The 21,171-nt window shown below is 45.2% G+C and carries 14 protein-coding genes, 1 tRNA gene and 1 pseudogene; 7 read left to right on the forward strand and 9 right to left on the reverse strand.

Annotated features, from left to right (window positions below; all coding sequences use genetic code 11):
• The first annotated feature begins 97 nt into the window (after positions 1 to 97).
• On the forward strand, positions 98 to 304 hold the full coding sequence (locus F6K37_RS03490; RefSeq protein ID WP_287248169.1) for a hypothetical protein: 207 nt from the start codon (positions 98 to 100) through the stop codon (positions 302 to 304).
• 72 nt (positions 305 to 376) lie between these two features.
• On the opposite strand, the gene F6K37_RS03495 is transcribed toward F6K37_RS03490, so the two are convergent.
• The 4 genes and pseudogenes from F6K37_RS03495 to F6K37_RS03510 all read right to left on the reverse strand — a co-directional run bounded on the left by F6K37_RS03495 (position 377) and on the right by F6K37_RS03510 (position 4,854).
• The gene (locus F6K37_RS03495) at positions 377 to 1,882 is read right to left on the reverse strand and encodes a UbiD family decarboxylase (protein WP_287248170.1); all 1,506 of its coding nucleotides are present in this window, start codon (positions 1,880 to 1,882) and stop codon (positions 377 to 379) included.
• Between the two features lie 28 nt (positions 1,883 to 1,910).
• Positions 1,911 to 2,033: a hypothetical protein gene (locus F6K37_RS03500; protein ID WP_267871974.1), complete on the reverse strand. Its 123-nt coding sequence runs from the start codon at positions 2,031 to 2,033 to the stop codon at positions 1,911 to 1,913.
• A 538-nt stretch (positions 2,034 to 2,571) separates the two neighbouring features.
• A pseudogene (glgB, locus tag F6K37_RS03505) lies at positions 2,572 to 4,524 on the reverse strand (1,4-alpha-glucan branching protein GlgB); the annotation flags it as partial.
• 30 nt (positions 4,525 to 4,554) lie between these two features.
• Positions 4,555 to 4,854, reverse strand: coding sequence for a hypothetical protein (locus F6K37_RS03510; protein WP_287248176.1), 300 nt, complete (start codon positions 4,852 to 4,854; stop codon positions 4,555 to 4,557).
• On the opposite strand from F6K37_RS03510, the gene F6K37_RS03515 reads away from it, so the two are divergent.
• From F6K37_RS03515 to F6K37_RS03525, 3 genes are all read left to right on the forward strand, one after another.
• The gene (locus tag F6K37_RS03515; RefSeq protein ID WP_287248178.1) at positions 4,853 to 4,996 is read left to right on the forward strand and encodes a hypothetical protein; all 144 of its coding nucleotides are present in this window, start codon (positions 4,853 to 4,855) and stop codon (positions 4,994 to 4,996) included. The genes F6K37_RS03510 and F6K37_RS03515 overlap by 2 nt on opposite strands.
• A 587-nt stretch (positions 4,997 to 5,583) precedes the next feature.
• On the forward strand, positions 5,584 to 6,117 hold the full coding sequence (locus F6K37_RS03520; protein WP_287248180.1) for a hypothetical protein: 534 nt from the start codon (positions 5,584 to 5,586) through the stop codon (positions 6,115 to 6,117).
• Between the two features lie 363 nt (positions 6,118 to 6,480).
• A complete protein-coding gene (locus F6K37_RS03525; RefSeq protein ID WP_287248181.1) occupies positions 6,481 to 8,169 on the forward strand; it encodes a peptidoglycan D,D-transpeptidase FtsI family protein in 1,689 nt (562 codons plus the stop codon).
• A 28-nt stretch (positions 8,170 to 8,197) separates the two neighbouring features.
• On the opposite strand, the gene F6K37_RS03530 is transcribed toward F6K37_RS03525, so the two are convergent.
• From F6K37_RS03530 to F6K37_RS03540, 3 genes are all read right to left on the reverse strand, one after another.
• On the reverse strand, positions 8,198 to 10,387 hold the full coding sequence (locus F6K37_RS03530) for a thioredoxin domain-containing protein (protein ID WP_287248183.1): 2,190 nt from the start codon (positions 10,385 to 10,387) through the stop codon (positions 8,198 to 8,200).
• 150 nt (positions 10,388 to 10,537) lie between these two features.
• Positions 10,538 to 12,826: a GumC family protein gene (locus tag F6K37_RS03535; RefSeq protein ID WP_287248185.1), complete on the reverse strand. Its 2,289-nt coding sequence runs from the start codon at positions 12,824 to 12,826 to the stop codon at positions 10,538 to 10,540.
• Between the two features lie 425 nt (positions 12,827 to 13,251).
• On the reverse strand, positions 13,252 to 14,616 hold the full coding sequence (locus tag F6K37_RS03540) for a glycosyltransferase (RefSeq protein WP_008183208.1): 1,365 nt from the start codon (positions 14,614 to 14,616) through the stop codon (positions 13,252 to 13,254).
• A gap of 584 nt (positions 14,617 to 15,200) precedes the next feature.
• Here F6K37_RS03540 and F6K37_RS03545 point away from each other — a divergent pair.
• Positions 15,201 to 15,289: transfer RNA gene (locus F6K37_RS03545), tRNA-Ser, on the forward strand.
• A gap of 182 nt (positions 15,290 to 15,471) precedes the next feature.
• Here F6K37_RS03545 and F6K37_RS03550 read toward each other — a convergent pair.
• Both F6K37_RS03550 and F6K37_RS03555 read right to left on the reverse strand, forming a co-directional pair.
• Entirely contained in the window at positions 15,472 to 15,717 is a 246-nt protein-coding gene (locus tag F6K37_RS03550; protein WP_008183206.1) for a hypothetical protein, read from the reverse strand.
• Complete coding sequence (locus F6K37_RS03555; protein ID WP_287248190.1) at positions 15,707 to 16,828, reverse strand: hypothetical protein; 1,122 nt, start codon at positions 16,826 to 16,828, stop codon at positions 15,707 to 15,709. Before F6K37_RS03555 ends, F6K37_RS03550 begins: the two co-directional genes overlap by 11 nt.
• Before the next feature lie 524 nt (positions 16,829 to 17,352).
• On the opposite strand from F6K37_RS03555, the gene F6K37_RS03560 reads away from it, so the two are divergent.
• Positions 17,353 to 18,042, forward strand: a complete 690-nt coding sequence (locus F6K37_RS03560; protein WP_008183202.1) for a C40 family peptidase — start codon at positions 17,353 to 17,355, stop codon at positions 18,040 to 18,042.
• Positions 18,043 to 18,336: 294 nt separating this feature from the next.
• Positions 18,337 to 21,129 (forward strand): PAS domain-containing sensor histidine kinase, encoded by a 2,793-nt coding sequence (locus tag F6K37_RS03565; protein ID WP_008183199.1) that lies wholly within the window; start codon positions 18,337 to 18,339, stop codon positions 21,127 to 21,129.
• Positions 21,130 to 21,171: the final 42 nt, after the last annotated feature.

Consider the following 21,171-nt stretch of genomic DNA (forward strand, 5'->3'; position numbering starts at 1 on the left):
ATTTGACTTTTTAAGTACTGAAATTGATTGTTATCACTGCCGTTATTAAGTTTTTTTGTACTGGTGCCAGATCTTAGTCCCTCACGCTTCGGCGCGATTGCGACTAGCAAATGAGGTACACATAATTGTTTCACTGCTCCCTGCTCCGAAGTCCCTGCTCCGAAGTCCCTATTCCCTATTTTCTATTCCCTATTCCCTATTCCCTATTACCTATTACCCATTACCCATTACCCATTACCCATTACCCATTACCCATTACCCATTACCCATTACCCAATTACCTGCTCATTTAACTTCTCATTAATACTTGCCACTTGTGCCACCCAGCGCTGTCNGCTGACCGCTGACCACTGACCACTGACCGCTGATGTATAAATTACATATCATACCCAAACAAATTGGGATCAACATCCTTCAAATCCAAATCCCCTAACCCATACTCAGCCCAACGCCTATCTACCATAGCTGCTACATCCCCATCTGACTCCAAAGTTGCGCCCCATTCATGTTCCGTTTCCGGTGGAATCTTAGTAGTAGCATCAATACCCATCCGTCCCCCTAAGCCAATCTTTTCACTAGCAAAATCCAAACTATCAAAGGGAGTATTGGGCAAAATAAACACATCCCGCACTGGGTCAACTTTAGAACTAATCGCCCACACCACTTGACGGGGGTCGCGAATATTAATAGTCTCATCTACCACAATCACAAACTTGGTGTAAGTAAATTGAGGCAAAGCACTCCAAAACGCCAAAGCAGCCCGTCGCGCTTGTCCTGGATAGGCTTTCTTAATGGAAATAATGGCGGCTTTATAACTCAGAGCTTCCATGGGCAAGAAGAAATCCACAATTTCTGAGACTTGTTGCCGCAGGATCGGGGTATAAATCCGATTGAGTGCGATCGCCATCATCGCTTCTTCTTTCGGTGGACGCCCACTAAAGGTAGTTAAATAAATCGGATCCTTGCGGTGAGTCATACAGTGGAAGCGAATCAACGGGGAATCCTCCACTCCACCGTAATACCCCATGTGGTCACCAAAGGGACCATCTGGCAACATTTCCCCTGGAGTAATCGTGCCTTCCAGGACAAACTCAGAATCCGCTGGTACCTCTAAATCTAAGGTTTTACATTTGGCTAGGTTAACCCCAGACCCACCATAGAGTCCAGCAAAGAGCCATTCGGAAAGGTCAACCGGTATGGGAGTAGCAGCGGCCAGAATAATCAGGGGGTCAACACCGAGTGCGATCGCAATTTCTAATTTCTGTCCTCTCTCCACCGCCTTGCGCAAATGTCGTGCTCCACCCCTAACCGACAGCCAATGCACAGTCATCGTAGTCTTAGACTGCAGTTGTAGCCGATAAACCCCCACATTAGGAATACCAGTCTCACAATCCTTCGTAATCACCAATCCTAAGGTAATAATCTTGCCAGCATCACCGGGATAAGGGCGAATCAGGGGTAATGTATTCAAATCCAAATCATTTTCCTGCACCACCACCTGGTGACAAGGAGGGAAAAAGTCTCGCCCTGGTTTAGCTTTCACCACATCAAACAAAATTTTGCCAAATTCCACCGCCTGGGAAATCTTCTTAGGTGGCTTTGGTTGTTGCAGCATCCCTAGCTTCTTGCCCAGAGTTTCCAAATCTTCCGGGCTTGACCGATTCATCGCCCAGCAAACCCGTTCTTCTGTTCCCATTAAATTAATCGCAACCGGAAAGGATGACCCTTTTACATTCTCAAACAGCAAGCCAGGTCCACCCGCTTGTAGCATCCGGTTTGATATCTCAGCAATTTCCAAATCTGGGTCAACTAAAGCCTTAATCCGCCGCAATTGCCCCTTCTGTTCTAGCTCTTGGATAAATCCCCTTAGGTCTCTGGCCATGATTACAATTTGTTAAGCTGAGTCACTCTTAACTATACCAGTTATCAATTGGCTGAGGGACTTTAGTCTTGGGGTAAGGGGAGTCGGGAGTCGGGAATAGGGAATAGGGAGCAGATGACAGGGAATCGGCGAAAAATTCTGTATAGCTCATTACTCAACAGAAGCGATGCAGCGCCGACCTGCGGGGGTTTCCCCCACTCGCGCTTTGCATCAAGACAGCGCTATAATAACAAATTTAACCCTAACGACTCCTGGCTTCTGGCTGGAAGCTCCTTCAATCTACCAACAGCTGAGTTCTATGGAACTCGAATTTTTCCACTACCCACTGCTGATCCTTGAGGGATCCCTGTAGGAATTGTGGGAATTTTTGTTCCGAGATCCGCTGTTCCGAGATCCGCTGTTCCCTGTTGCCTTTGCTATTTCACATATACTGGGTTCATAGATCTGCTTTTGTATTCAGCCCAAAATTACTCACCAAATCTACCAGAAACCATTCGTGAATGACTCTGCCGCGATCAACGAAATTAGCCTTTACCTCTACCAAGCCATCCTTGAGGTTCAGCAGCAGCAGTCCGAATTACTCAAGGAAAAATACCGAAAAATCGCTTGGGATAAGCCCCGTCATCAATCGGCTTTCCTGGCCAAGTTCAAATCAGAACTCAGCCAAGAGCAAGATTGGCCCCGACGANCCCGTCCTGGTCAAAATCCTGAGTATAAAGCGCTGGTTCCCTACGATACAAATAATTCAGGTCAGTAATAAACTGCTTCAAATTTTTATGGGGTTGATATTGCAACAAATCCCACTCCAAATCTCCCCAGACATTCCACTCACTCCACTGACCGAACTCCATACTCATAAATAGAGTTTTCTTACCTGGGTGAGCAAACATATAAGCATACAGACAGCGGAGATTAGCAAACTTGAGCCACTCATCCCCGGGAATTTTCCCGAGCATATTACTCTTGCCATGAACCACCTCATCATGAGATAGGGCAAGCATATAATTCTCAGCATGGTTGTACCACATGCTGAAGGTAACATTATTCTGGTGGAACTGGCGAAACCAGGGATCCATGCTAAAATAGTCTAGGGTATCATGCATCCAGCCCATATTCCACTTCAGATTAAATCCCAAACCTCCTAAATAATTTGGCCAAGAGACCATCGGCCAATCCGTTGACTCTTCCGCAATGGAGAGAACACCAGGATAATAACCAAAAATTACGTGATGAGTTTGCCTGAGGAAATCCACCGCTTCAAGATTTTCCCGACCCCCATACTGGTTTGGTATCCATTGTCTATCCCCACGTAAATAGTCTAGATAGAGCATAGATGCTACGGCATCCACCCGCATCCCATCAATGTGGTACTTATCAAACCAGAACAAAGCGTTAGCTACCAGAAAATTCCGCACTTCGTTACGGCCATAGTTGAAGACTAAGGTTCCCCACTCCTGATGTTCACCCTGACGGGGATCCGCGTATTCATAGAGATGAGTACCATCAAAGAAAGCCAAACCATGAGCATCTTTGGGGAAATGACCGGGGACCCAATCCAAAATTACCCCAATCCCATTTTGGTGGCACTGGTCGATCAAAAACATCAAGTCTTGTGGGCTACCATAGCGCGAGGTACAAGCATAGTAACCGGTAAGCTGATAGCCCCAAGACCCATCAAAGGGATGCTCCGCCAAAGGCAAGATTTCGATATGGGTGAAGCCCAATTCTTTGATATAAGGAATTAATTTTTGGGCTAGTTCTCGGTAAGTCAGGAAACGGGCTCCTGGTTTGAGGTCTGAAACGGTTACCACCGTTAGGGTTTCACCATTTGCTCCCTGAGGAAGTTCAGCTGAGGACCCATGAAGCCAAGAGCCCAGATGTATCTCATAGACAGAAATCGGTTGCCTCAAGGGGTCAGTGTGACGCCGATGCTCCATCCAGTCATGATCATGCCACTCATAGCCATCCAAGTCGGTAACAATAGAAGCAGTTTTCGGTCTGACCTCTTGTTGGAAACCATAGGGGTCAGATTTTTGATAGATATGACCTTCGGAATTTTTAATCTCGTACTTGTAGGCTGCTCCTACTCCCAGTTCAGGAATAAATAGTTCCCAGATACCGGTGGCTCCTTTGCGCATCTGATGTTGACGCCCATCCCAATCATTAAAATCTCCGATGACTGAAACATTACGAGCATTAGGTGCCCAAACGGCAAAATAGACTCCCTCAACCCGATCAATTTCTGTAGGATGAGCCCCCAGTTTCTCGTAGATGCGGTGATGATTCCCTTCGGCAAATAAGTGCAAATCAAACTCGGTTAGTTTGGCAGAACGGAAGCCATAGGGGTCATAGCTAACCCATTCGCGTCCGCCTTTTTTAATCCGCAGTTGGTAATTAGCCAGCCGAGGTATTTCAATTTCCACCTCAAAGAAGTGAGGATGGTGTAACGATTCCATGGGGTAAGACTTCCTTTCCGTTGGCAGAAGTACCCATGCTGCTTCTGCATTTGGTAGATAAGCCCGCACTACCCAACAAACCTTACCATCCTGCTCAAATTTATGGGAACCAAGCACCTCAAAGGGGTTATGATGTTGGTTTCCTACGATCCGGTCAATTTGTTCGGGAGTAATTCTTGAAGACATTAAGGGTATACAGGTCTGGCAATATCACCGTTAGAAGGGAAGGATTGTCCGAAACAAATCCCTCAGTTGCAGCAGAAAAATCAATTCTCTAATCTTGGGGTCAAGGCCAGGTTTGGTTGAGCGTTGTGCTATGGCATCTTGCAGTTGGGCGTATTCAGCGGCACTAAGTGGCTTGCCATCAAGAGGCGATCGCGCTTCAATAATAATCTCAGTTCTCAACACCTCTTCCGGTACATCCTCCGGAGGTGGTAAACACCAAGCTGGTCTAACTAGAAGTATAGCGATAGTTAATTCTAGGCCAATTCCTAACAATTTCAACAATTTAGCCATGACCAACAGGATTGAGTCGTTAATCAAATCCTATCTCAACCGATTCACGAGTGGGTGTGGCGTCTGGATTTATAAGCTTGGCTGTGTGATTTATTTACAGGGATTTCCATTGATGGGATTGGCCTACGGCCACGCTACCTGAGCGCACACTTTGCGCATTTGTTTCCTGTTTTGGTCTAACCTGAAGGTGATGGCTAGGGTTATGGGTTTTCTCAGGGGTTTGTTTGTGATTTTTACTAATAATTCCTAGGGTATCACAAATCCCCGTCTGTCGCTAACTAAGGATTCCTCCTGAATCTGAGCTGATGCTAAGATAGTTGCGTTCTAGCATCATCTTTCTAGCTAGTAATAACTGCTACCAAGTTAATCCTGGTTAGCAGCGCTTCTTGAGTTAGCTGACCAGCCTAAGACCTCAGAGGTCTAGGTTACTGGTAAGGGTTAAGGTTCCTAGCTTAGGGTCAAATATCCACTTCTTTGCTCTAGAACTAGGTCTTTAAACGGGGAGGAATCTACCGCCAGTAACTTTAGCATGGGCATTGGTTACGTCTTGCTTCAACGGCAAAGGATAGGCATTGTCACGGGCTCAAACCCCGAAACAGTTAAGAACTGCACCTGTTCTGGTTCACCATCAGAAAGTCAGTCAGTAGTCTCGGCCATCAGATAGTTTTCCTGCCCTGATTAAAAGTTACCGGTTTGCCATAGGTGTTTCCAATAACTAAGGAGTTTTTTATGAATGCTGTTCCTCCCTCTGCTCGCACTCAAAGAAATCGGTCTCAGCAATCATTGGCTATTTCAAAAGACAAACGTTCCAGGATAGCACGACCTCCCACACATACTATGAACTCACCCAAAACCCCTAAGCCAAAGGTTGAAAACCTGAGTGTTTTGCAGCAGCAAACACCATTTTTGTTGAAAGCATTACTATTATTAAAACGTGGCTCAGATCTAGTAACATTTACACTAATTGCTACTGCGGTCACGGTTTATTCTTGGACAGTTTACAGCCAGCAACAATGGAGCCAAGAGTATCGTAAGCTAGAGGAGCTGCAAAGAGATGAGCGCAATATGACAGCAACAACGGAAGTGATCAAAGATCAACTCGCTCAACAGGCTGAAAATCCAGCTACAGGGCTGGTTACTCCCAATCCAAGTAATACAATTTTTATGAAACGAGCTCCTGAACGTCCTCAGCGCCAGCCATTTACCGCTTTCACCAAACCTCCTGAGCCAAAACCCAAGAAAATAACACCCCTGGGTTACTAGTTTTGTGCCTAGGCATAGGGTCTAATGTGATAGACTAGAGATGGTAGGGAAGATAAATTAAGAGCTAACCGCCACCTGCCAACTAAAAGCAAGACTTTTTGTATTGTTCCGGCGCGGAGGGGCATCCCGTGTCGTTAATAAAGCTTACCGAGTAACCGTTCGCGCAGCGTCGGCGAAAGCCGATACCTTTGGGTGGTGTTGGTAAGAAGCCCGCACTGTGCCGATAGGCCAGTGTCGGGAGTATGTCACTTAAGTGTGTCTGTTTAAGTATATTTATTTAGGTATATTTGTTAAACAATGATAGTCACGTAAACCCCTATGAAACCCGGTAAGTCACTGGGAAACAACCGTTTGAGACTGCTAATGATATGGGTAATAATGATGGCAGGCGGCAGTGGGCTGTTGCTAAATTTATACCGTTTGCAAGTTTCAGAGGGATCGTCCCTAGAGGAAAAAGCACGGCGGCAGCAAATGGTATATATGCGGCCGTTTGTACCTCGCCGTCCTATTGTTGACCGGAAGGGGAATGTTTTAGCCATCGACCGACCTGTCTATACATTGTATGCTCACCCGAAGTTGTTCAAAAAATCCTTACAGGAAATTGCTGCTTTGCTGGCTCCGATGATCAAAAAAACACCAACAGATTTGGAGGAGCGGTTCGGTAAACGCAAGAGTGGTATTCGCTTGGGCAATACGATCCCAGAAGCGATCGCTGACCAAATTTCTCGGTTGAACTTAGATGGTTTAGAGTTGATTCGACAATACTCCCGCTTTTATCCCCAAAATGAATTGGCATCGGATGTGGTGGGTTATGTAAACATTTTCGATCATCGGGGTCAAGCGGGTCTAGAATACACCCAAGAAAAGTTCCTAGAACGGGAGATCCGAAACATCCGACTGAGCCGTGCTGGGAATGGAGCCTTGATGCCAGGTCATGTGCCAGAAGGATTCATGCACCTTGATGACCTGCGGCTACAACTAACTATCGATACTCGCCTGCAACGAGCGGCTCGCTCTGCCCTCAAGCAAACCCTCAAGAAGTTTAATGCAGAGCGTGGCAGTATCATAGTGATGAATGTACACAATGGTTCCTTGTTAGCCCTAGTTTGTGAGCCAACCTACAACCCCAATCAGTACTCCAAATTCGATGTGAGTTTGTTTAAAAATTGGGCGCTGTCAGACTTGTATGAGCCTGGTTCTACATTCAAACCCCTAAACGTTGCGATCGCATTAGAAACTGGTACCATTACAGCCCAAAGCTTGTTCAACGACACTGGCAAGATTCAAATTGGCGAATGGCCGATTCTCAACCATGACTATAAATCAGTAGGCGCTCGGGGCATGATCAATCCCAGCAAGATTCTGCAACATTCCAGCAATGTGGGCATGGTGCGGATGATCAGAAAGATGAAACCTGAGGTTTACTATGACTGGTTAGAGAAGCTAGGCTTAAAGCAAAAAGTAGGAATTGAGTTACCAGCTGAGACCGCTGGACAGCTCAAAAGTAAGTACAAGTTTAAAGTTTCGCCAATTGAACCAGCTACGGCTTCCTTTGGTCAAGGTTTTTCCTTAACCCCAATTCAGCTAACTCAGATGCTAGGTGCCCTTGCCAATGGTGGTAAGCTAGTGACTCCCCATGTGGTTCGGGGATTGTTTGACACCAAAGGGAATCCCCACTGGCAACCACGGCGTCCGGTACCGAGACGAGTATTTTCCCCCAACACTACTCAGACAGTGGTGGAAATGATGGAAACTGTAGTAACCGATGGTTCTGGAAAGGCATCCCGCATTGCTGGTTATCGGATTGCTGGTAAGACCGGTACGGCTCAGAAAGCCAGTCCTACTGGGGGCTATTACAGCGATGCCAAGATAACTAGCTTTGTGGGCATTTTGCCCGTAGAATCTCCCCGCTATGTGGTCTTAGCAGTAGTGGATGAACCCCAAGGCATTGCCTTTGGTTCTACCGTAGCTGCACCATTAGTCAAATCAGTTATAGAAGCACTGATTGCCATTGAGCGAATTCCACCATCATCTCAAAATTTCCGGCAGTAGGAAAACTCGGTTTTAAAATGACTAGAGTTCAAGCTCTGGTTTGACTTGTCCGCACCTGTGCTAATAACTGATCAGTGTTAGTTGCTGCTGGTTTACAACTAAGTCCCTGACAAACTAAACCAATAACTGAATCTGGCAGATGGGTATCTAATTGATAAACACTGACGGGGAAATACCCACAGATCAGGGAGGTAAGTTGGTCAGCGCCAGCGCGAATCAGAGTGCAATTGCGGTACCAATCTAAAGCAGTAAATATACTGGGACAGGATTGAGGGGATTGGTTGAGCACGCTACTAAATGCTTTCAAGGCTTGCTCTGCTCGGTCAAGGTATCGGAGATCTTCAGTAAGTAAAGCCAGACGTACTAGGTTTGCGATCGCTACCCCATTGGCAGATGGTGTGGCATTATCGGTATAACTACGCTCGTGTACTAACAGTTGATCACTAGGGTCAGTGGCAGCATTATAGTAACCACCATTATCGACACTCCACAGCAATTCATCAAACTCCTCCTGAACCTTAATAGCTTTCTCTAACCAACTGGTCGGTGACAGGTTAGTCGGTTGCCGGTTGGTCGGTTGAAGGTTGGTCGGTTGAAGGTTGGTCGGTGGCAGGTTTGAACGTTCAACTGTTGTTTGCGTAGCGTGGCCTTTTGGCCAAGGTTGTTTAACTGGTGAAGCGTGTTCTACTGACAAACTTGCCTGATGTAAATCCAGTAGAGCTTTGATAAACAAGGCATAATCCTCAGACTGAGCCAGCACTGCCGGTTGACCATCATAGTTTAGTCGGTGGAATCGTCCTGCTACCCATTGATTGTTGAGGATGAATTGAGCAGCAACTGTTGCTAGTTGCCAATAGTCCGGTTCATGGAACACACTATAGCCTCGCCCTAGACCAGAAATCATTAAGCTATTCCAGGCAACAATCATTTTGGTGTCTGTTACTGGTGGAATTCTACCGAGCCAGTTCCGGGTTTTTGCCTCTTGATTAGTCTTGGCTGGTGGAAAGGTTTCCAGAAGATCCGGTTTGGCACCATAACGTGCTTCAAACAGTTTAGCCAAAGCAGCTTCAGTGTTCTGGGAAAACTGATCTGGGTAACGGCGCTGCAATACATTCTTGCCTTCAAAGTTGCCCTCTTTGGTCAGAGTAAATTCCTCCTCAATTGCTTTCAACTCCGATGGGGTTAGCAGTTGTTCTAGTTCTGAATAACTCCAGACATAAAACGCCCCTTCTTCAGGTTCAGTGTCTGCTGGGGTCGCGAAATTATCTGCATCTTGAGCAGCATAAAAGAAACCTTCTGGAGCGGTCATTTCGCGCTTGAGCCATTGAACTGTTCCTGCGATCGCTCGTTTAAAAGCGGCTTCCTGAATCCCTGCACTCCACAAATCTACCAAGTACTCCATAATCTGCCCATTGTCATAGAGCATTTTTTCAAAGTGGGGTACTGTCCAAGTGGGGTCAACTGTGTAGCGATGAAAACCCCCAGCGACATGATCGTAAATACCGCCCTTAGCTAAGTCTAGTCCCCGCTTTGCACAAGCCTGCTCTGGGTTATACTCCGATGCCCAATCAAAGCGAGTAACCCGTAGTGCCATACTGGCATAGGGAATCATTGGGAAACGTGGACCTGGATTAAGAGCATTAACGACACCCACACTAACTTGCCCACCGATAAAGAGCAAATCATCACCAAGCTGCTCTGATTCGGGTAGTACTGCTGCCTGTTGGAGGTATCCCAGGATGTCTTCTTTGAAAGTGTTAAGCTTGCCTTTTTCTAAATCATAGAAGCGACGAATTGATTGGAGCAACTGCAAAAACCCCGGTCGTCCGTAGCGTGGTTCCAGTGGGAAGTAGGTACCTCCATAAAAGGGTACCAAGTCATCGGGTGTCAGGAAAATATTAAGGGGCCAGCCTCCTTGACCTGTCATCATCTGCAATGCTAACATGTAAATGCTATCAATATCCGGCCTTTCTTCCCGGTCTAGCTTAATCGGAATAAAATTAGCATTCATATACTCGGCAATTGCCTGATGGGAAAACGCTTCGCCCTCCATCACCGTACACCAGTGGCAGCTAGAGTAACCGATAGACAGGAAAATTGGCCTATCTTGTTTTTTAGCTGTTAATAGCGCTTCTTCACACCAAGGCCACCAATCGATCGGATTTTCAGCATGCTTACGTAGATAAAGGCTTTGGGATTGGGCAAGGCGGTTAGTCATGACAGCTTCAGTAGTCGCTTCATCTTAAGTCTACCTTGGTGAGTACTTAATCATTGATGTATTTGTCGTTAGTTATTTGTCGTTATTCCTTTATGATTCACTCTTTGTTCTTAGGGTTGTTAAAAATCACCAATCACCAATGACCAATCACTATGAAACTTTGGTTTCCTCAAGAGTATTACCGAAGTAATAATGATAGTAATCATAGGCTCTGGTTGTGTAACCTTTTAAACCATTAGCAACTATACCCAATACTGTGCTATGAGCAATTCTCAATTCCGAGAGAGCTTCTTTAAACAAAACTTGGTTAGCTTTACCTAAACCTACGACCATCAATATCCCATCGGTATTAGGCTCCAGAAGTCTTGCATCCGCCAGACCAAGTAGGGGAGGGGTATCAAAAATTACCAGCTCAAACCGCTCTTTGAGATATTGAACTAAATTCTGCATCTTTGGGGAATTGAGAAGTCGGGTGGGGTCGGTGGAAATTTGACCAGCAGTTAGGACACAGAGATTTTCCTCCAGAGGCGATCGCTGAATCACATCATCAACCTTGATTTCGCTAGAAAGAACATCGCTCAGTCCCCACAAATTAGGTAAATCCATTTTTTGATGAATCTGAGGAAAGCGCAGATTAGCATCCACCAGTAAAACCTTTTGCCCCATTGCTGCTGCTGCCAGGGCTAAAAATATAGCTGTAGTGGATTTACCATCTGCTGGTTCAGCAGAACTTACCACTATAGCGCTAATGGGTTTCTCAGAATACAGACATTGGAGATTAACTTGAAGAGAGCGAAAGGCCTCTAAAACAGGAGAAATCTGGTAACTACCAGATCCCACGCCGAGTTGTGGAGCTGAGGCTTCCGGCTCAGGTATTATGCCCACACCAGTAACGGTATTGGATTTCTGGAGTTCTTTGTTAAAGGGGATTGTGCCTAATATTGGTAAGCGAGTATACTCTTTTATATCGTCGGTGCTGTTCAGTAAGTGATGTAACTTTTCTGCTAAAAACCCAGCTGTGGCACCTGCAACTATCCCTGCTACTGCACTTAGGAGCAAAGTATCAGGCAAATTGGGGGATATTGGTTTTTGAGGTTGTTGCGGCTCGACAATTGTCTGCCAAGGGATGCTGGTTTTAGCTGACTCAAGTTCCAAAGTTTCCCGAACTGACTCAAAGCGGTTGAGGCTTTCTGTTGCTACCTCAATCTTCTGCTTGAGTTCTGTATATCGATTGGCAATCACAGCTAGTTGTTTGAGTTGTTCACTCATCAGACTTTCCCCTTTAGTGATGGCGGCCTGGCGCATCTCTAAAACCTTGATTTGGTTCGCCGTCTCTACTAGCTGCTGAATCAAATTGAGGCGAAGTGTACTTGAAGAAGCCGATTGAGGATTGCCACCAAACTCCTGAATACGGCTAGTCATCACCCTTTCTGCTTCCTGACTTAACAGGGGGAGTAAATTTTGCTGTTGTTGCCTTAATCCGTCAAAGGTAGATTGGTTTTCCTTGAATTGTGCCAAATCCAACACCATCTGACTTTCTAGGTTAGAAAGTTGGCTGAGCAATTGTTGATAACGGGGTGTTTCTATAAGCTTAGCTACTGCTTCCGCTTGCTGTGACGATAGCCCCAACTGACCTTTGAGTTTCCCATACAGTATAATCGTTTCTCGGAGCTGAGTTTGGGTAGCTTTTCTGTGTTCGACAATAGCATTGACCCGATTTGTCAACAGTTGACCCTGAAGTTGTGGATTAATCAGGTTGTACTTCTGCTGGAGTTGCTGGAGTTGTAGCTGGAGCTGATTAATTTGCCCTTGTATTTTAGGCTGCTGATTCGAGACAAATTGAATGCCTTGTCTGATGCTAGCCTGTTGTTGTTGCTTAGAGTACTCGATGTATCCGAGAGCAACCTTTTCCAAAACAAATTGAATTCTTTCCGGGTCTGAATCTTGGTAGGCAACTTCTAAAATTTTGGTTTCTCGCAGTCGGGATACCATGATTCCTTCCCGGAGAGTATGATAGTTTATTTCTGGATATTGGGTTTGAATTTGCTCCACAATCTCAGACATAACCTGAGGAGAGCTTAATACCTGAATTTGAGTGTCATAGTCGAAACTTTTAGTTGGAGCAGCAATGCTATTTACCCCGGGTTTGCCCTGCAACTCCAACGGGTTTTCACCAGATATGGGTTCGAGTAACAGCTGGAATTTGCCTTCATAGATCGGAACTGCACTTAAGGTTTTGGCAATAATTCCCGATGTCACAGTAAGGGCCACCCCTGCCATCAAGACAGCTCGACGACGAGCAGCAGCTAATATACGACGCAGATCGAGTTTGCTGGCTTCCAAGTCATAGGCTCCCCCTGTTAGTTGTGGAGAAGATCGATACTGGTGTTGACCACTATGGTTAGATAGGGAAGGCTTATAAGCTCCTTGGGAACCCATAATTCAAGTTCTTCTTGGTACTTGGGGATTGGGAATTGGAGATTGGATAACTGGTAGGATGCATAAACCCTAGTTACATGATAGTTACAGCAACAGAGGCAATGATGAACGCGGTTGATTGTGATCAGTATCGATTAGCCCGAAGGGCTACGCTACGCGAACAGCAATAACCTTTAATTTTCCTTGCTTGAAGGTGAAAACAAGAAAGTTCATGTAATATCATTCCTCAGCAAGAGGCTATCGCCAACAAAATAGAGGATATCCAATTTACCAAACTTTCCCAATTTACAGATACAAGAGTTATGCCACCCATCAGGATGAATAGGATTAACGAAAAAGGCAAAAGGAATAGTAGCGTCCTAACTTTATCCTTTAACCTTTGAGATCTATCCTGATTGCCAGGGAATGAATGTGCCCAATAGATTTCAGGCACTAGTTGTTGCCAAATTCTCGGATTTTGCTTCCAGCAAGCTCTTATAGAGCTGACTCAGCTGATGGGCAACACCATTCCAGCTAAACATATGTTCTACCCTTGCTCTTGCCCCTAAACCAAGTTGATTTTTCCAGTCGTGATCCGAGAGAATCCGGTCGATAGCAGCCGCAAAAGCACTAGCATCTTTGGGTGGTGCCAGTAAGCCAGTTTCTTCAGATACAACGGTAAACTGAAGACCACCGACATCACTAGCTACTACAGGGGTGCCACTAGCCATGGCTTCGATGGCAACTAAACCAAAAGGTTCGTAGTGACTTGGTACTATGCAAACATCAGCTGCAGCATAATAAGCTGGCAGTAGTTCATCAGCAATGCGTCCAGGAAATGTAGTGATAGTTTGCAGTTCCAATTCAGCTACAATCCCTTCAATGCGATCGCGTTCCATACCATCTTTCTCTCCGGGACGAGAACCACCACCAATAATCAGCTTTAAGTTAGCATCACCCCGTAACTGGGAGCAACCAACAGCTCGAACTAGGGTTTCAATGCCCTTGCGTTCGTCAAACCTTCCCAGGTAAAAGATGATTTTGTTTTCAGGGCTTTGCCCAAGTTTTTGCCGTGCTTCTAAGCGGTTAATCTTGCCAAATCTGTCAATGTCGGTGCCACAGGGAATAATATCAATGTCGCCCTTACTTGAAACTAGCGTACGCATGTGTTCTTCTTCTTGGGGAGATGTAGCAACAATGCGTTCTGATGTTTCTAGCACTGCTTTTTCTATCTCCAAGCGAGTAGCAGCAATCTTCGGAATTGTTTCTACTGACTCGTATTTAACTGCGCCTAGGGAGTGATAGGTGTGAACTTGAATGAGCGATGCAGCGCGGTCTTGGGGAGGCAGCGCGGTCTTGGGGGTTCCCCCCATGAGCGACTGCCGTTGGTTTCCCCCACTCGCTATTGCATCAAGAAGGGATTGACGCTTCTTCCACTCCATACCTACCCAAGCTGAAAGCCAGTAGTTTGTATGTACTATTGAGTAGTCAATGCCTGATTGCTCCTGAAACTCAAGCAATTGGCTTAAAAACTCACCACAGTATTCAAAAATCTCCTGCCGTGGCACAAATGCTTTTGGACCAGCAGTTAGGCGAATAGTGCGACAACCTGGAGTATGTTCAACAATTGTGGCTTGATTGGAACTGGAGAGGCGAGTAAACATATCGACCTGCCACCCTTGCTTAGCAAGAGCTTCACCCACTTGGCGCACATACACATTCTGTCCTCCAGCTTCTTCCTTACCGATTTCTATCGCTGGATCTCCGTGAACGGAGATCAGAGCAATGTGCTGTGTATTTTTCGTATTCATAGGCTTTTTTGATGTTGGAGCTTACAGAAGGTTTTCAGGTATGGGGAGTCTGACCTCTATCCGGCTAAACCCTCAGCGTCGAGCTTTTACACACTCACTTAACAAATTTTAACCTCTCAGGTGTGCTTAACACATCAGTGAACAGAAGTAAATTTTTAACAATTTATTTATATAAATTATAACTTAAGTGGGGACATTATATGGTATACTTTCAGATTCAAGATGCTTCTGGGCTTTCACCCACGTATTAGGCTGAATCTCCCTCACTTAAAAATAGTAGATCTCTCAGCGATGCAGGGCGGTCTTGGGGAGGCAGAGGTGCGACCCGTGGCGAATTTAATTACGGGTCAAACGCACCATTACGGTCTTGGGGGTTCCCCCCACTCGCGCTTTGCCGTGGTTTCCCCCACTCGCGCTTTGCATCAAGACAGAGATTGGGAGAGTCCGAGAGTCATCATAAATTTTCGTATTGCATTTTCCTATTGCAGTGGTGTGAGCGATCGCTCATGGTTTCTAATCAGAAAATTTACATTACTAGCAGTTGACAACCTCAAAAATGTGCTATTATGGATTGACACCACCTTGGAGAGGTGGCTGAGTGGTCGAAAGCGGCAGATTGCTAATCTGTTGATAGGTTCAGGCCTATCCGAGGGTTCGAATCCCTCCCTCTCCGTTGAGTATCATCAACTAACTTGCAAAAATCTACTTTTGGCAAAAATCCAACTTTCCTTGCTTGGGGAAGCAGTCTACCTAGATCCTTGTAAAAAAGGAGGGATAAGATGGGTCATTACTGAATCTTATCCCTCCTTTGCTTATATAGCAGTCGCCAGGGCAGTTAGGACATCGACATTAGTCTCACACCCTTTGTAAGCGATGCAGAGGTGCGACCCGTGGCGAATTTAATTCGCCAAGGTCAAGCGCACCATTACGGTCTTGGGGGTTTCCCCCACTCGCGCTTTGCATCAAGAAGCGCAAGAGTTTGACTTCTGACTTCTGACTTCTGACTTCTGACTTCTGACTTCTGACTTCTGACTTCTGACTTCTGACTTCTGACTTCTGACTTCTGACTTCTGCTATATTTGTCCCTTTTCTACTTGCCAAAGTTAGAGAAGCTATAACCAATGCCAAAGGAAATTCCGAGATCTGCGGCACCATCAACAAAAATTCCAGTAGTTAAGGCAGCATTGGCCACAAAATTGGGTCCAAATGGCCAATCAACACCACCAGTAACGATTAAACCCACATTGTTGTCATCACCTGTAGAAAAAGCCAAACCACCACCAGCGAAAGCTGAGTAAGTAGGCGGATCAAACGGTTCATCCTGGAAAATAAAGTTGTAAGTAGCTGGGATCACAAAGGTAGCATCATCATTGATTAGTATGCTAGGACGAACTGATAAGGTGGGGGATAAATCATATTTGCCGTTAATCATAAAGCCACCTCGACCAATATTGGTGCCATCATCAGTAAAACCGATATGACCGCCAATTCCAACATAGTTTCCAACCCCAAGGCTGTTGCCAGTAGGATCAATATTTCTCTGAGCTACAGGGGTGCCTACTTCATAGGAGATGGCTGGTGAGGTGTCAGAGGTGGCTTGATCTAGTTGTATTTTTAGAGCTGCCACAGATGTAGCTAAAGTCCCTGGTCTCGGTGGAGCTACCACAGGATTATTAAACTCTTGAGAAGGTGTTTGGTATTCCTCAGTGATCGGTTCTAGCTCTTGTTTGGGGGGATCAGCAGGATACTCCTGGATAGTTTCTAAATTGGCTAATGGTACCTGCTTCTGTCTGACTGTATAGTCAGCAATTGGTGCAACTGAGCCATTGAATTGGGAGCGGTTGACTAATTCACTAGGAGACCCTACCGACTTACTGGCACGAACCGCTGCTCCTATCCTGTCCAATTGCCCTAAACGGGAATTAGCTCGATGGTCAGTGATAGTGTTGAGATTCCCTGATGGCAGACTAGTTGGTCTGAATATATTTTTAGGAGTTTGTGTAGTTTCCGGATTAAATCGATTAGGGTCAACTGTGATGGTGGAAGTTGCTGCTAATTGCTCAGGTCTGACGGCTGCTGCTGTCTGGGTAAATTGCTTTACCGATGAATTATAGCGAGGTGTTTCAGCAGTAGCAGACAGCTGGTAACTGACCATCGTCAATACTGCCATACTCAGTTGGATCGAAAGGGTCTTAGGAAAATTACTCTTCACACTCACTCCTCAAAAACTACTTGGTGACTGGTTAGGGGTAACAAACTTAGCAGTTAGCCAAAAGCTAAAAGTTATAGTTCTTGGTCAGTAACTTGTAGCTGCTAGTCACATCAGATCAGGTCAGGTACTCAAAAATTTGAACCCTATCCTAGGATAGTCTACTCATCCCTTGAACTTTACCAGATACAAAGAGCAGAATAACCTCATTTTGGCTTTTAGTTTTGCCCTGCGTAAACATCACTAACACAGGACTTAGGCATCTACACCTGTAAAACCTCTGCAATTCTCTATTTCCGGTTGCCCGATCGGAAATTACCGATTGGCGTTGGCCCCTGATTTTTCCTCTGAGTGGGGTAAGTCCACTTGCCAGCTCCTGAGGCGCTCGATCAGAGTAATTTGATCATGAGGCAGTTAGGGAAAGGTGGCTCTTGGGGCAACGGTTGATTTCGCTGCTTAATCTTCCTAGTTGTTTATCCTTCTAGAAAAGGACCATAATCTGAGTGTGAGTTCCCGCTTCCTATACTATGGTTTTGCTTGAGCAATTACGAGCCAATGATTTGGAATACTACTGTCTTGCTAATCTCAACCTCTATGATTCGCCCAACTGTAAGCGTTTAACAACACAAGCAGCTACGGGAAGGCACTTGTGGGTCAAGTCTGTCCCACCTGTCGGTAATGCCTTAGAAGTATGTCTGTGCGAAGATAACTATTCTGGTTGGTTGCCTGTGTCGGATTTGGCTCTACTGGACATAGCTAACACTCCTTATCGCCCCATTTCTCTGTCTCCAGCTCAAATCCAAGCACGAATAAAAGCGGTGATTGGGTTTACTAAAGCAGCAATGCACCAAAATCCCTACTACCTTTGGGGGGGTACAGTAGCTCCCAACTATGACTGTTCAGGGTTGATGCAAGCAGCGTTTGCAGCATCGGGGATTTGGTTACCCAGAGATTCCTATCAGCAAGCAGCTTTCACCCAAACCATTAGAATGGAGGAATTACAACCAGGAGATTTGGTCTTTTTCGCTACCGCCCAAAAAGTGAACCATGTAGGATTGTATCTAGGTGATGGTGATTACATTCATAGTTCGGGTATTGATCATGGTCGTAATGGGATTGCAATTGACCAGCTTTCAGAACAAGGGGATGAGATAACAAAGTATTATTACCGACAGCGCTACGGAGCTGGGCGAGTTGTGGCAAGTTATCAGCCCTAGTCACCTAGCCCAATTATCTAGCCCAATTATCTAGCACAGTTATCTAGGACGGTACTGCTCGAAGAGAACATGCCAATCAGGCTTACTGTAAAGCTCTCAGCAGGGCTTCAGGGCAAAAGACTAAAAAATATTACCACAAAATGTCCTCAAAATTTCCTTTCCTTAGAGAAATCTTCTGAGCTTTCTAAAATACTCCTGCTGATGATCTTGTGATTATACTGATTATTGAGGGAAGACTGTGGGTAGATGTATCCCTAGCTTATCTGTAGAATTTCTGACGGATCGAGCCCAGCAATGAACACCACTCAGTCTCACATAAAAAGTACTGAAACAATGGCAGAGGCAGAGTCCGCCCTAAAGATCTTGTTTTCTTTATCACTTGATCTATTATGCACCTTTGGTCAAAACGGATATTTTCAACAACTCAATCCGATTTGGGAAAAGGTTCTAGGTTGGACTTGCTCCCAATTGCGATCGCGACCTTGGATTGAGTGGATTTATCCAGAAGATCGGGAAGTTACTCTCAATGCCCTTCGTGATTGTGGTCAAGGAAAACTAGTCGAATACCGGAATAGAATTTACCACAAAGATGGTAGCTTGCGTTGGCTGGCTTGGAGAATTTCACAGGATGAACAGGGTCTTTTCTATGCTGTTGCTAAAGATATCACTAGCATTAAAGAGCTAAAATCTGGATTGGACGATGGTAACTCTACTGGCTCCTATGAAGGTAGTAAGGGCTGTGAAAATCTGAATCGAGATCAGCAAAACTTCAAAAATTACTTTGCTCTATTAACCGAATGGCTTTATCGCTATGAAGCGGTTAGTAAAATCAGTGGTCAGTTGCTCTACGAATGGAATACCCAGACAAATGAATTGATTTGGGGTCACAATATTGAACAAGTATTGGGTTATTACCCAGGAGAACTCACCAACACTAGGCAAGGGTGGGATGAATTAATTTATCCTGATGATTTAGAACGATACCGACACACCATAGAACGGGTGATTGTCACTAAGGAGCCTATTCATCTTGAGTATCGGATCCGTAAGAAGGATGGCACATACATCACGGTTGAGAACAAAGGACAGTTTTACCTAGATAGTTCGGGTAATCTCAATCGTGTGCTGGGGTTAATTGTTGACATCACGGAGCGCAAACAGGCAGAAGAGGCATTACGCCTGAGCGAAAAAAGATTTCGCCTAGCAGTGGATAATTTCCCCGGTACATTTATGATCTATGATGCCCAGCGGCGGCTCCAGTTTATCAATCAACAAGGCGTTAAGCTTACTGGAGTGTCTGATTCACCACTACTGGGTCACACTGACGAGGAAATCTATCCACCTGTATTTAAGGATATCTATGTGAAACTGCTACAAAAGGCTGTGGAAACCCGTACACCACAAGTCGAAGAACTTACTCTGACTTTGCCAGAGGTTGGTGAACTCACTGTCCTTGCTACCTATATTCCCCTGCTAAATGAGCAAGGAAATATTTATCAAGTTATCGGGATTATCCAAGATACTACCCAGCGCAAGCAGGCAGAGGTAGAACTACGCCAAGCCTATCAGCAATTGAGACTAAATACAGCAGCGGCTTTAGACGAGAAAGATGCCCAATTTGGAAGGGTGTTTGATGAAGCACCTATCGGAATGTCACTTTCAGATTTGGATTATCAGTTTATTCAGGTGAATCGGGCTTTTTATGAAATGCTCGAATACACCAAGTCTGAACTAATGGCTCTCAATGGTTTGGCAATTACTCATCCTGAAGACCTAGAAAAAGCCAAGCCTTATATTAAGCAGGTCATACAAGGAGAAATTGATAGTTTTAAGTTAGAAATACGTTACCTAAAAAAGAATCAAGATACCCTCTGGGGTAATTTAACCATGATGGCTATGCGAGATCAAGCAGGAGAAATCCTGTGTATTTTGAGCATGGTTGAAGACATTACAGAACGCAAGCAGGCAGAGGAGGCGGTGCGACACAGTGAAGAACGATTTCGTGCCATCATTGAAGATCAAACTGAACTGATCTGTCGGTTGAAACTTGATGGCACCCTAACGTTTGTCAATGATGCTTACTGCCGCTATTTTGGCAAAGACCGATCTGAATTAGTAGGGCAAGTATTTTTGCCAAAAATGCCTCCGGAAGACGAAGACATTGTGACCCGGAACTTCCGTTCTCTTTCTGTAGAGAATCCGATCAACACTTACGAACACCGAGTTCTTCTCGACTCTGGAGAAATTCGCTGGCAGCAGTGGAGTGATCGAGCTATGTTTGATGAACATGGCCACTTTATAGAATGCCAGGCGGTGGGAAGGGATATCACTGAACTCAAGCAAGCAGAAGCAGATATTCGTAAGGCATTGGCTAAGGAAAAAGAACTCGGTCAACTCCGCTCAGGTTTCGTTTCATTAGTTTCTCACGAGTTTCGTACGCCCCTGACTACCATTCAATCTTCTGCTCAAATGCTGCAACGCTATGAGCAAAAATTGTCCGCTGAGAAAAAACTGAAGCACCATGATAAAATCCAGCATGCTGTGCTCCGGATGACTCAACTTTTGGATGATGTTCTAACCATTGGGAAAGCCGATGCCGGGAAACTCAAGTTTGAGCCAGAACCCATGGATTTAGTTGCTTTGTGTCAGGACATACTCGAAAATATCAAAATTAACCTGGGTTTTAACCATAACCTGATATTCCTTAGTCATGGTAGTTGCCAAGATGTCCTAATCGATGAAAGACTTTTGAGTCATGTCGTTAACAATTTGCTCTTAAATGCCATTAAGTATTCTCCAGAAGGAGGTACTATCAAATTTGAACTCAATTGCAATTCTTCGACCGCAGTAATCCAGGTCCAAGATCAGGGGATCGGTATTCCTAAAAAAGACCAATATCAACTATTTGAGTCCTTTGAAAGAGCAAGTAATGTTGGCAGCATCCCTGGGACTGGACTGGGTTTAGCAATTGTCAAAAAATGTTTAGACTTGCACGAGGGTACAATTGCTGTAAACAGTGAAGTTGGGGTGGGAACTACATTTACGGTTACCCTACCGCTGCACTTTGCTACGAACCCAAATAATTAATAATATCAAATCCGGTTAATCACTTCTACAATAGTTGATCGG

This window comes from Moorena sp. SIO4E2, from assembly GCF_010671945.1.
Classification (GTDB): Bacteria; Cyanobacteriota; Cyanobacteriia; order Cyanobacteriales; family Coleofasciculaceae; genus Moorena; species Moorena producens.

Bases quoted from the DNA above. Each gene is read 5' to 3' on its own strand.
- F6K37_RS03530 (WP_287248183.1), bottom strand. From the start codon at position 10,387: ATGACTAACCGCCTTGCCCAATCCCAAAGCCTTTATCTACGTAAGCAT.
- F6K37_RS03520 (WP_287248180.1), top strand. From the start codon at position 5,584: ATGAATGCTGTTCCTCCCTCTGCTCGCACTCAAAGAAATCGGTCTCAG.
- F6K37_RS03535 (WP_287248185.1), bottom strand. From the start codon at position 12,826: ATGGGTTCCCAAGGAGCTTATAAGCCTTCCCTATCTAACCATAGTGGT.
- F6K37_RS03515 (WP_287248178.1), top strand. From the start codon at position 4,853: ATGACCAACAGGATTGAGTCGTTAATCAAATCCTATCTCAACCGATTC.
- F6K37_RS03565 (WP_008183199.1), top strand. From the start codon at position 18,337: ATGAACACCACTCAGTCTCACATAAAAAGTACTGAAACAATGGCAGAG.
- F6K37_RS03560 (WP_008183202.1), top strand. From the start codon at position 17,353: ATGGTTTTGCTTGAGCAATTACGAGCCAATGATTTGGAATACTACTGT.
- F6K37_RS03500 (WP_267871974.1), bottom strand. From the start codon at position 2,033: ATGAGCTATACAGAATTTTTCGCCGATTCCCTGTCATCTGCTCCCTAT.
- F6K37_RS03510 (WP_287248176.1), bottom strand. From the start codon at position 4,854: ATGGCTAAATTGTTGAAATTGTTAGGAATTGGCCTAGAATTAACTATC.
- F6K37_RS03525 (WP_287248181.1), top strand. From the start codon at position 6,481: ATGATATGGGTAATAATGATGGCAGGCGGCAGTGGGCTGTTGCTAAAT.
- F6K37_RS03495 (WP_287248170.1), bottom strand. From the start codon at position 1,882: ATGGCCAGAGACCTAAGGGGATTTATCCAAGAGCTAGAACAGAAGGGG.
- F6K37_RS03540 (WP_008183208.1), bottom strand. From the start codon at position 14,616: ATGAATACGAAAAATACACAGCACATTGCTCTGATCTCCGTTCACGGA.